Below are 11,255 nucleotides of genomic sequence, written 5' to 3' on the forward strand. Positions count from 1 at the left end.
TGCGGTTGACAAACAGGGGATTTTTGCATACACTATAATATATATTGTAAATGCAAAGAACGAAGAGAGTAACATTTCAGAAACTATCAGAGAGGAATTGTCATCGGCTGAAAGCAAATCCAAGTGAAAGAAATGCGAAGTGCATTCGGGAGCAGATACGGTGAACAGTGAAGTAGCCGTGTACGGTCGCACACGTTACGTGTTTAGAGTGAAGGGGTTACCCCTTTATGAGAGTGGAATCGCGGATATAACTTCGTCTCTTAGTGAGATGAAGTTTTTTTAATTATGGTATGTATTTGCCCTTCCGCTAAATGAAAATAGAAGGGTTGTGACATAATGCGTCTGATTACTTATATAAAAGAAGAATTGCAAGTCATTAAGGAACGTGACCCTGCGATAAAAAGCAATATGGAGATATTTTTATATCCAAGTTTTAAGGTGATGATAAGGTATCGAATGGCACATAAACTGTATTTGAAGAAACATTATTTTTTAGCGCGCTGGATTTCTCAGAGGGCAGCGAGAAAAACGGGAATCGAAATTCACCCGGGAGCAACTATCGGCAAGGGACTCTTTATTGACCATGGAAGTGGAGTGATTATTGGAGAGACAACCGTTATTGGCAATAATGTGACACTATATCAGGGAGTAACACTTGGAGGAACAGGAAAAGAGAAAGGGAAAAGACACCCGACGCTTAAGGATAATGTCATGGTTTCTGCGGGAGCGAAAATTTTAGGCTCGTTTACCATAGGTGAAAATGCAAAAATCGGAGCAGGATCCGTTGTTCTGGAGGAAGTTCCGCCGAACTGTACTGTGGTGGGAGTTCCGGGGCGTATTGTCCGAATGGGAGATCAGAAGATACCACGGGCAGATTTAGACCAGATTCATTTACCGGATCCGGTATTGAATGATATCAGGGAACTACAGAACAGGAATATTCAGTTGCAACAGGAACTGAAAGAAATGGAAAAAGATATGCGATGCAGACAACATAAACATCAGGAGGAGAAAAATGAAGGTATATAATACATTGACAAGAAGAAAAGAAGAGTTTGTACCGTTGGAGGAAGGCAAAGTAAAAATGTATGTTTGCGGACCGACGGTATACAATCTGATACACATCGGAAATGCGAGACCGATGATCGTATTTGATACGGTGAGAAGATATTTTGAGTACAAAGGATATGAAGTGAATTTTGTATCCAACTTTACAGATGTGGACGATAAGATCATTAAAAAAGCTATTGAGGAAGGCGTTTCGGCAAACGAAATTTCTCAGCGTTATATTGCAGAATGCAAGAAAGACATGGAAGGAATGAACGTAAAACCGGCGACAAAACACCCGCTTGCGACAGAAGAAATTTGCGGAATGATTGAAATGATTTCGGATTTGATTGACAAGGGATATGCCTATGAGAAAAACGGAACCGTTTATTTCCGCACAAGAAAATTTGAAGAGTACGGTAAACTTTCTCACAAAAACTTAGATGATTTGCAGTCGGGAGGACGTTCTCTTTTGGTGACGGGAGAAGATGAGAAAGAAGATTCTTTAGACTTTGTTCTTTGGAAACCGAAAAAAGAGGGAGAGCCTGCATGGGAATCTCCGTGGTGTGACGGACGTCCGGGCTGGCATATTGAATGCTCCGTTATGTCTAAAAAATATTTGGGTGAGCAGATAGATATCCATGCGGGAGGAGAAGATTTAGTTTTCCCACACCATGAAAATGAGATAGCGCAGAGTGAGGCGGCAAATGGAAAAGAGTTTGCTAAATATTGGTTACACAATGCCTTTTTAAATATTGATAATCACAAAATGTCAAAATCGCTTGGAAATTTCCGCACAGTAAGAGAAATAGGAGAAAAATATGATTTACAGGTACTTCGATTCTTCATGTTAAGCGCTCACTACAGAAGTCCGTTAAACTTCAGCGCTGCTTTAATGGAATCATCTGCTAACGGTTTGGAACGTATTTTGACGGCGGTAGCAAATCTCAAACATTTATTTGGTGTTGTCTCTGAGGAAAATATGACGGCAGAAGAAAGAGAGCAGGTAAAAGAGACAGAAAATTTTGTGAGAGCATATGAAGCGGCTATGGAAGATGACTTTAATACGGCGGACGCCATCGCATCGATTTTTGACTTAGTAAAATTTGCAAATACAACAACATCGGCACAGTCATCAAAAGAATATTTGCAGACATTATATGATTTAATTGTAAAATTATCAGATGTGTTGGGATTGATTGTGGAAAAAGAAGAGGAGATGCTCGCAGAAGATATTGAAGCGTTGATTGAAGAACGTCAGGCTGCGAGAAAAGAGAGAAATTTCCAAAGAGCAGATGAAATCCGAGATGAGTTATTGAAAAAGGGTATTATTTTAGAGGATACCCGTGAAGGTGTAAAATGGAAAAAAGCGTAGAGACAAACTTTAATGAGTATATGAAAGAAGTGTTTTCAATGCAGGAGGTGGATATAAGAGAATATTCTCCTCTTACATTGGCGTATATCGGTGACAGCATTTATGATCTGATTATTAAAAGTTTGGTAATTAACAGAGGAAACAAACAGGTACAGAAACTTCACAAAGAGACGAGCAGTCTTGTACAGGCGTCAGCCCAGTCTATGATGATGAGAGCGATGCAGGAAGAACTGACAGATGAGGAGAGGGCAGTCTACAAGCGTGGGAGAAATGCGAAATCCGTTTCCCCTGCCAAAAATCAGTCGATTACGGATTACAGAAGAGCGACGGGATTTGAAGCGTTAATCGGCTATCTGTATCTGCAGGAAAAGTGGAAAAGAATGCTGGATTTAGTGAAGATAGGATTAGACAGTCTGGAAAAAGAAGAAGTATAGGAGAGAAAAATGGCTGAGGAAAGTTTAATAATAGAGGGAAGAAATGCGGTAATTGAGGCGTTTCGTTCAGGAAAAACGATTGATAAAGTGTTTGTTTTGGACGGTTGTCAGGACGGGCCGGTCCGCACAATTGTAAGGGAAGCAAAAAAACATGATACGATTTTACAGTTTGTAACAAAAGAAAGGCTGGATCAGTTATCTGAAACGGGAAAACATCAGGGAGTTGTTGCGCATGCAGCAGCATATGAATATGCGGAAGTAGAAGATATACTTGCACTGGCAAAAGAAAAGGGGGAAGATCCTTTTATCTTTATTTTGGATAATATTGAAGATCCGCATAATCTTGGAGCGATTATCCGTACAGCCAATCTTGCGGGGGCTCATGGTGTTGTTATTCCAAAACGCCGCGCAGTAGGGTTGACGGCAACAGTTGCCAAAACTTCAGCGGGAGCGCTGAACTATACACCGGTTGCTAAGGTGACAAATTTGGTAAAAACAATGGAAGAGTTGAAAGAGAAAGGACTTTGGTTTGTCTGTGCGGATATGGGCGGAGAGACAATGTACCGCCTGAACCTGACAGGTCCGATAGGATTGGTTATCGGAAATGAAGGGACAGGTGTAGGGCGTCTTGTAAAGGAAGAATGTGACTTTGTTGCGTCCATTCCGATGAAAGGTGACATTGACTCTTTGAATGCTTCTGTAGCAGCGGGAGTGTTGGCATATGAGATTGTAAGACAGAGATTAAATTAACAACGGTGTGAAAACCGGAGGTGCATATGTGCAGATATAATATGATGGCAGATGAAGAGTTGATCCGCTGCCTGCGAAATGGAGAAAAAGAAATTACAGAGTATATCATCAATAAGTACAAAAATCTTGTCAAAGAAAAGGCAAAAGCAATGTTTTTGCTTGGAGGAGATAATGACGATTTGATTCAGGAAGGAATGATAGGTCTGTTCAAAGCGATACGGGATTACGATGAAGAGCAGGAAACTTCTTTTTATCATTTTGCAGAATTGTGTATTTCAAGACAGATGTACACAGCAATCGAAGCGTCAAAAAGGCAGAAACATATTCCGTTAAATTCATATGTCTCTATTTATGATGAAAAAGATGAGCAGCCGCTAATAGATACGATTCAGGCGGTAAAAGAAACCAATCCGGAGGCATTGTTTTTAAATAAAGAATATTTGCAGATGATCGAGGTGGAATTAAAGAAAAATCTCAGTGAGTTTGAAAATAAAGTGTTATATTTACATCTGTTCGGTATGGACTATCAGAAAATAGCGAAAGTTTTGGATAAGACACCGAAATCCATTGATAACGCATTACAGAGAATAAAAGGAAAAACAGAAAAAATTGTTGGACAAAAGACTAGGGGATAAAAATGAATTGACAAACAGCATGGATATATTGTATATTAATTACGTTGCATATAAATATACATGCTGTTGTGGCACAGTCGGTAGCGCGTCGCCTTGGTAAGGCGGAGGTCACGGGTTCAAGTCCCGCCAACAGCTTAAAAGAAAAAACATCGGATTCTTAGTAAATAAGAAGACCGATGTTTTTTATTGTCATATAATAAAAATTCCTTTAATTTTGATATATAAATGAGGAAAGCCGGTCAAAGACCGGCCTGGTTATGAAAAAGAAAAGTTAATGAAAAAAGTTTTATTAACTTTACAAGTAATACTATACTGAATATTTGTGATAAAAAAATGATGAAATTGTGAAAAATTTTTGAACAGAAATATTTTTATTTTGTCCGGAACGCCTTTATGCCCTGTGGCAAAGAAACTGTTTGCAAAACATCAGGCAGAATAAAAAGGAAAAAAGTTGTTTGTCATTATGATTTGTGGTAATATATAAAGATACTGATGATATTTTGTGTAAACACAAGGAAATATATGTAAACTGGAGGATAACATGGAAAACGAAGTAGTTTCAAAAAACTTTATTGAACAGGAAATTGATAAAGATTTAAGAGAAGGTGTGTACGATACAGTATGCACAAGATTTCCGCCTGAACCGAACGGATATCTTCATATCGGCCACGCAAAATCCATTTTATTAAACTATGGATTGGCGCAGAAATATAACGGAACATTCCATATGCGTTTTGATGACACGAACCCGACAAAAGAAAAAGTGGAATTTGTAGAATCAATTAAAGAAGATATTAAGTGGCTCGGTGCAGACTGGAAAGATAACTTATTTTTTGCATCAGACTATTTTGATGCAATGTATGAATGTGCGGTTAAATTAATAAAAAAAGGTAAAGCATATGTATGTGATTTAACTCCAGAAGAGATCCGTGAGTACAGAGGAACACTTACAGAACCTGGGAAAAACAGTCCGTACAGAGACAGAACCGTAGAAGAAAACCTTGAATTATTTGAGGCGATGAAGAACGGAGAATTTGAGGACGGTGAGAGAGTACTTCGCGCTAAAATTGATATGGCATCTCCTAATATCAATATGCGTGATCCGATTATCTACCGTGTGGCTCATATGACACATCACAATACAGGGGACAAATGGTGCATTTATCCGATGTATGATTTCGCTCACCCTATTGAAGATGCGATTGAGAAGATTACACATTCTATCTGTACACTGGAATTTGAAGACCATAGACCTCTCTATGACTGGGTAGTGAGAGAGTGTGAATTTAATCCGGCTCCAAGACAGATTGAATTTGCAAAATTATATTTAACAAATGTGGTGACAGGAAAACGTTATATTAAGAAATTGGTTGAAGACGGCATTGTTGACGGCTGGGACGATCCAAGACTCGTTTCCATTGCTGCTTTAAGAAGAAGAGGATTTACACCGGAATCCATCAAAATGTTTGTGGATTTGTGCGGTGTGTCTAAGAGCAACAGTTCTGTAGATTATGCCATGCTTGAATACTGCATTCGTGAAGATTTGAAGATGAAAAGACCACGAATGATGGCGGTATTAGATCCGATTAAACTGATTATTGACAATTATCCGGAAGGGCAGGTTGAATATTTAGACGTGGCAAATAACTTGGAAAACGAAGAACTTGGATTTAGAAAAGTTCCGTTTTGCCGTGAACTTTATATTGACCGTGAAGATTTCATGGAAGAACCACCGAAGAAATATTTCAGACTGTTCCCGGGAAATGAAGTGCGCTTAATGCATGCCTATTTTGTGAAGTGTGAAAGTTTTGTAAAAGATGAGAATGGAAAAGTAGTGGAAATTCACTGTACTTACGATCCTGAGACAAAATGTGGAACAGGATTTACAGGACGTAAAGTAAAAGGCACAATTCACTGGGTACCTGCTCCATATGCGACAAAAGCAGAGGTGCGTTTATACGAAAATATCGTAGATGAAGAAAAAGGTGTATACAATAAGGAGGACGGTTCATTGAACTTAAATCCAAACTCACTTACAATTTTGAAAGACTGTTATTTAGAACCAAGTTTTGATGGTGTAAAAGCATATGACAGTTTCCAGTTTGTGAGACAGGGATATTTCTGTGTTGATGCGAAAGATTCAAAACCGGACGCACTTGTCTTTAATAGAATTGTATCGTTAAAGAGTTCATTCAAATTACCAAAATAAAATGATAAGAGCGGAAAATTCCGCTCTTATTTTATACCATTAGAAGGGAGTGACAGAAGGTGGCACGAAAAATAGAAGTTGTTGCATATCGGCCGGAGTGGGAAGAAATGTTTACTGAGGAAGCGGAAAAGATCAGAAAAATATTGGGAGAGAATATTATAGATATTTATCATATTGGTTCAACTTCGGTAAAAAATCTTTGGGCAAAACCAATTATTGATATTATGCCTGTTGTCAAAGATATTAGTTCGGTCGATGAGCATAATAAGGAATTTGAGCAGATAGGTTATGAGTGTAAAGGAGAGTTTGGAATTTCCGGAAGGCGTTTTTATATGAAAGGCGGCGATAACCGAACACACCATATTCATATTTTTGAGGAAAGTAATCAAAACGAGATACAACGTCATCTTGCAGTTCGTGATTATTTGCGTGAAAATCCGAAGAAAGCAGAAGAATACGGTTTGTTAAAACGAAAACTGGCCGCAGAATTTACATTTGATATTGACGGATACTGTGACGGAAAAGATGCGTTTGTAAAAAATATGGAACAACAGGCGTTGGAGTGGAAAAATGAATGAACTTACAATTCGATTGGAAACAAAATCTCAACTTCCGCTGTATGAGCAAATCTATATCTATATTAAAAATGATATTCAGTCGGGAAAGATAAAATATGGAGATAAATTGCCGTCCACACGGGCATTGGCAAAATATTTGGACGTCAGCAGAAGCACGATAGAATTGGCTTATGAACAGTTGCTGGCGGAAGGATATGTGGAGGCGCAGGCGTATAGAGGATTTTTTGTGACAAAAATAGATGATTTATACCAGTGGAAACAGTTAAGAGAAGCAGATCCGATTAAAGAGGAAAAAAAGAAAATAGAGTATGCATATGATTTTACTCCGAACGGAATTGACTTAAATAGTTTCCCCTATCGCATATGGAGAAAACTGGCAAAGGACGTGCTGGCAGATGACAAAGCAGAATTATTTAAAGCAGGGGATTCGCAGGGGGAATATGAATTGAGAAATACGATTTGCCAATACCTGTATCAGTCAAGGGGAGTGAATTGTGAGCCGGAACAAATTATTGTCGGGGCAGGAAATGATTATCTGTTGATGCTTCTTCAGACAATTTTGGGAGGAAATTATAAAATTGCCTTTGAAAATCCTACATATCGTCAGGCGTATCGGTTGTTTCAACAGTTGTCTTACGAAACTGCCACGGTAGAGATGGACACAAAAGGAATGCGTGTAGATAAATTAAGGGAAATACAGGCAGATATTGCTTATGTTATGCCTTCCCATCAATATCCGTTAGGAATTGTTATGCCTATTCAGCGCCGAATGGAGTTGCTTCGGTGGGCAGCGGAAAAAGAGGGAAGATATATTATTGAGGACGATTACGACAGTGAATTCCGCTATAAAGGGAAACCGATTCCTGCACTGCAGGGCTATGACAGAAGTGAGAAAGTCATTTACATTGGGACTTTTTCAAAATCCATTGCACCTGCGATTCGTGTAAGTTACCTCGTGCTGCCCAAACCACTTTTGAAAGTATATCAGGAAAAAGGGCGTTTTCTCAACTCGACAGTTTCCAGAGTGGATCAGCAGATTATCCAGCGGTTTATAGGGGAGGGGTATTATGAGCGCCATTTGAATAAAATGAGAGGGGTATATAAAAACAGGCATGACATAATGATTGGCAGTTTGAAACCATTACTTAAAAAATGTAAAATGTCAGGAGAAAATGCGGGAGTACATTTGTTGCTTACGTTTCCTTCCGATATATCTGAAAATGAACTGATAGAACGGGCAGAGAAAGTAAATATTAAAGTGTATGGATTATCTGCATATGATGTGTGTAAAGAAAAAAAACTAAATCCGACTATTTTGTTAGGGTATGCCAATATGCCGGAGGAAGAGATTAGGGAAGGCGTACGAAAGTTAATTGAGGCATGGAATGAAATGATTTAATGAAAAAAGGGAAATTTGATAATGTTAATCAAGTTTCCCTTACTTATATTACTCGTTATCCGATTTTTCTGTTTCGTCAAATGAAACTTCATTATCAGAAGATACTTCAACTGTCTCTTCGTCAGAAACGGACGTTTCTTCCGGCTGTGCTTCTTCATCAGCAGACTCTGTTTCAGATGAAGTATCAGGAGTTAAAGATACATACTCTCTGGAAGCAGCCTCCTTTAAGTCTTCATCTAAATCAAAATCTTCATTTTCAAAATCATCTGAGAATTCATCTTCACTGTTGCAGCAACCGCTTTTTTTGTTTAAGTAAGCAACAACTCCGCCGACAGCAGCACCGACAGCAACAAGTCCTAAAAGTCTTTTTCCCCATTTGTTTGCCATATCAGTATACTCCTTTCATTACCATTAATATAGTATTACTATTGTAATCCATTTTATGTAAAAAGAAAAGGCTTATTGAGAATAAAATACAAGTATGTTAGAATATCTGCTATAGAGAGGAAAGAGAAGTGATAAAGATGAAGGCGAAGAAAGCCAAAAGTGGAATTTTTAAAATTATATTTAGTAGAACAGCGTTAGTTGCGGCATTACTGCTTTTTCAAATCGGATTAATGATAGCAACCATTACCAGTATTGAAAAATATGCTTTTTCTGTATATGTAAGTTTTATCGTTTTAAGTATGATTGTTATTATTTATATTATTAACAGAAAAGAGAATCCGGCTTTTAAAATGTCATGGATTCTATTTGTAACCTTTATTCCCATTGTTGGTACGGTTTTTTACATTTTCATGCAGATTCAGCCGGGGACAAGGTATATAGGAAAGAGATTGTTTGAACTTGGTGAGAAGACGAAACCATATATGTTTCAGAATGATAAAATTATAGAAGATTTAAGAATTTCAAAACCTGCAAACGCAAATCTTGCACATTATCTTTCAAAGCAGGTAGGTTTTCCTGTGCATAGAAATACAAAAGTGACTTATTTCAGGGTGGGAGAAGAAAAATTTGAGGAACTAAAACGTCAGTTGGAATCCGCAAAACACTTTATTTTTATGGAATATTTTATTGTCGAAGAAGGCATTATGTGGGATTCCATCTTGGAAATTTTGAAGAGAAAAGTAGACGAGGGGGTAGAAGTTCGCTTTATGTATGACGGAATGTGCAGCATAGTTCTTCTTCCTTATCAGTATCCGAAAAAACTTGAGGAAATGGGAATCCGATGTAAAATGTTCAGTCCGATAAAACCGGTTCTATCTACTCATCAGAATAATAGAGATCATAGAAAAATATGCGTAATTGACGGACAGGCTGCCTTTACCGGCGGAATTAATCTGGCAGATGAGTATATTAATGAAAAAGAACGTTTTGGACATTGGAAAGATACGGCGGTCATGCTGCAGGGAGAAGCGGTACAGAACTTCACCATGATGTTTTTGCAGATGTGGAATGTAACTGAAAAAGAGAAAGAAAATTTTGAAAAATATCTGACACCGAAGTCGAAAGAATTCAGAAGAGAACTGGGGTATGTTCTTCCGTATGGAGACAGTCCGTATGACAATGAAAACATTGGAGAACAGGTATATTTTCATATATTGAATCATGCAAAAAAATATGTACACATCATGACTCCGTATTTGATTTTGGATAATGAGATGGTAACCAATTTAACTTATGCGGCAAAATGTGGAATAGAGGTAATCATTATTATGCCGCATATTCCTGATAAATGGTATGCGTTTGTGTTGGCAAAAACATACTATGAGGAGTTAATTAACGCAGGAGTACAGATTTACGAGTATACACCGGGGTTCGTGCATGCAAAAGTATTTGTTTCTGATGACGATACGGCAACTGTAGGTACAATTAATTTGGATTATCGCAGTCTTTACCTGCATTTTGAATGTGGTACATTTATTTATAATAATCAGGTAGTCAGAGATATTGAAAAAGATTTTCAGGATACTTTAAAAAAATGTCAGAGAGTTACGATTACGGATTTGCGTATGCGGGGTATAGTTGAAACGGTAACCGGAAGGGTGTTGAGACTGATTGCACCGTTAATGTAAAATAAAGTCCAATCAAAGGTGAATAGAAACTTTTGATTGGGCTTGTTGTGATTTGGAGGGAAAACATATGCGATTAAAAAATGTATTGATTGTTGTAAAAGATATTGAGAAGTCCAAGAAATTTTATCATGATTTGTTTGGTCTTGATACGATACTTGATAATGAAGGAAATATGATTTTAACTGAAGGGCTTGTGCTTCAAGATGCGAAAATCTGGAAAGATTTTGTAAAAAAAGATATTATTTCGGAGAGTAATTCCTGCGAACTGTATTTTGAAGAGCGGGACATAGAAACATTTGCTCAGAAATTAGATGAATTATATCCTTCGATTAAATATGTGAACAGGCTTATGACACACAGTTGGGGACAGAGAGTGATCCGATTTTATGATTTGGACGGAAATTTGATAGAAGTAGGGACACCGATGTAATGAGAAATCTATATTTAAAAATTTTTTGTGTCAACCATTTTTGATTATGTCCTAAATTTTTTGTACGATATGCACCGATTTCCCGGTGCATATTTTAGCATATAAGCATAGTTTCTGTTATCTTATGATTTTTGAACTGAAGAAAAGTAGACATTCTCCATGGGTGCTTTGGCGATGGTAGATTCCGCTTTCGTGGTTTTTCCTTCAAAGGCTGGAGGTCAAAATTTTTTGAAAGGGGTTCATGTAACGGCACAACTTCCAGTTCATAAATCTTATTATTTACAGAAAACAGTAATCTCTTATCAAAGGTCTGTATAACCAAT

The 11,255-nt window shown here is 37.7% G+C and carries 11 protein-coding genes, 1 tRNA gene and 1 other annotated feature; of the genes, 11 read left to right on the plus strand and 1 reads right to left on the minus strand.

Going from position 1 to position 11,255, the window contains the following annotated elements:
- Window positions 1-46 precede the first annotated feature (46 nt).
- Window positions 47-264 (plus strand) — a binding site (T-box leader).
- A 72-nt stretch (window positions 265-336) separates the two neighbouring features.
- The 9 genes from epsC to pdxR all read left to right on the plus strand — a co-directional run bounded on the left by epsC (window position 337) and on the right by pdxR (window position 8,427).
- Window positions 337-1,029 (plus strand): serine O-acetyltransferase EpsC, encoded by a 693-nt coding sequence (gene epsC, locus ACYQ35_RS01315; protein WP_459829377.1) that lies wholly within the window; start codon window positions 337-339, stop codon window positions 1,027-1,029.
- Window positions 1,016-2,422, plus strand: a complete 1,407-nt coding sequence (gene cysS, locus ACYQ35_RS01320; protein WP_459829380.1) for a cysteine--tRNA ligase — start codon at window positions 1,016-1,018, stop codon at window positions 2,420-2,422. The genes epsC and cysS overlap by 14 nt, the downstream gene beginning before the upstream one ends.
- A complete protein-coding gene (locus tag ACYQ35_RS01325) occupies window positions 2,407-2,856 on the plus strand; it encodes a Mini-ribonuclease 3 (protein ID WP_009460800.1) in 450 nt (149 codons plus the stop codon). The genes cysS and ACYQ35_RS01325 overlap by 16 nt, the downstream gene beginning before the upstream one ends.
- Before the next feature lie 9 nt (window positions 2,857-2,865).
- Entirely contained in the window at window positions 2,866-3,606 is a 741-nt protein-coding gene (gene rlmB, locus ACYQ35_RS01330; protein WP_459829383.1) for a 23S rRNA (guanosine(2251)-2'-O)-methyltransferase RlmB, read from the plus strand.
- 26 nt (window positions 3,607-3,632) lie between these two features.
- A complete protein-coding gene (gene sigH, locus ACYQ35_RS01335; RefSeq protein ID WP_459829386.1) occupies window positions 3,633-4,241 on the plus strand; it encodes an RNA polymerase sporulation sigma factor SigH in 609 nt (202 codons plus the stop codon).
- A gap of 62 nt (window positions 4,242-4,303) precedes the next feature.
- Window positions 4,304-4,376 (plus strand) — tRNA-Thr (locus ACYQ35_RS01340).
- Window positions 4,377-4,782: 406 nt separating this feature from the next.
- On the plus strand, window positions 4,783-6,450 hold the full coding sequence (locus ACYQ35_RS01345) for a glutamine--tRNA ligase/YqeY domain fusion protein (RefSeq protein WP_459829389.1): 1,668 nt from the start codon (window positions 4,783-4,785) through the stop codon (window positions 6,448-6,450).
- A gap of 59 nt (window positions 6,451-6,509) precedes the next feature.
- Window positions 6,510-7,028 (plus strand): GrpB family protein, encoded by a 519-nt coding sequence (locus ACYQ35_RS01350; protein ID WP_459829392.1) that lies wholly within the window; start codon window positions 6,510-6,512, stop codon window positions 7,026-7,028.
- Window positions 7,021-8,427: a MocR-like pyridoxine biosynthesis transcription factor PdxR gene (gene pdxR / locus ACYQ35_RS01355; protein WP_459829396.1), complete on the plus strand. Its 1,407-nt coding sequence runs from the start codon at window positions 7,021-7,023 to the stop codon at window positions 8,425-8,427. The genes ACYQ35_RS01350 and pdxR overlap by 8 nt, the downstream gene beginning before the upstream one ends.
- Window positions 8,428-8,475: 48 nt before the next feature.
- Here the strand turns inward: pdxR and ACYQ35_RS01360 are convergent, their stop codons facing one another.
- Window positions 8,476-8,814, minus strand: coding sequence for a hypothetical protein (locus tag ACYQ35_RS01360; protein WP_009460812.1), 339 nt, complete (start codon window positions 8,812-8,814; stop codon window positions 8,476-8,478).
- Window positions 8,815-8,951: 137 nt separating this feature from the next.
- Between ACYQ35_RS01360 and cls the strand changes: the two genes are divergently transcribed.
- Both cls and ACYQ35_RS01370 read left to right on the plus strand, forming a co-directional pair.
- On the plus strand, window positions 8,952-10,502 hold the full coding sequence (cls, locus tag ACYQ35_RS01365; RefSeq protein ID WP_084667651.1) for a cardiolipin synthase: 1,551 nt from the start codon (window positions 8,952-8,954) through the stop codon (window positions 10,500-10,502).
- Window positions 10,503-10,569: 67 nt separating this feature from the next.
- On the plus strand, window positions 10,570-10,932 hold the full coding sequence (locus ACYQ35_RS01370; RefSeq protein ID WP_459829399.1) for a VOC family protein: 363 nt from the start codon (window positions 10,570-10,572) through the stop codon (window positions 10,930-10,932).
- Window positions 10,933-11,255 lie beyond the last annotated feature (323 nt).

The sequence above is a fragment of the Faecalimonas hominis genome (genome assembly GCF_054660755.1).

Coding starts and splice junctions, on each gene's coding strand:
- epsC (WP_459829377.1), top strand. CDS start 337: ATGCGTCTGATTACTTATATAAAAGAAGAATTGCAAGTCATTAAGGAA.
- cysS (WP_459829380.1), top strand. CDS start 1,016: ATGAAGGTATATAATACATTGACAAGAAGAAAAGAAGAGTTTGTACCG.
- ACYQ35_RS01325 (WP_009460800.1), top strand. CDS start 2,407: ATGGAAAAAAGCGTAGAGACAAACTTTAATGAGTATATGAAAGAAGTG.
- rlmB (WP_459829383.1), top strand. CDS start 2,866: ATGGCTGAGGAAAGTTTAATAATAGAGGGAAGAAATGCGGTAATTGAG.
- sigH (WP_459829386.1), top strand. CDS start 3,633: ATGTGCAGATATAATATGATGGCAGATGAAGAGTTGATCCGCTGCCTG.
- ACYQ35_RS01345 (WP_459829389.1), top strand. CDS start 4,783: ATGGAAAACGAAGTAGTTTCAAAAAACTTTATTGAACAGGAAATTGAT.
- pdxR (WP_459829396.1), top strand. CDS start 7,021: ATGAATGAACTTACAATTCGATTGGAAACAAAATCTCAACTTCCGCTG.
- ACYQ35_RS01360 (WP_009460812.1), bottom strand. CDS start 8,814: ATGGCAAACAAATGGGGAAAAAGACTTTTAGGACTTGTTGCTGTCGGT.
- cls (WP_084667651.1), top strand. CDS start 8,952: ATGAAGGCGAAGAAAGCCAAAAGTGGAATTTTTAAAATTATATTTAGT.
- ACYQ35_RS01370 (WP_459829399.1), top strand. CDS start 10,570: ATGCGATTAAAAAATGTATTGATTGTTGTAAAAGATATTGAGAAGTCC.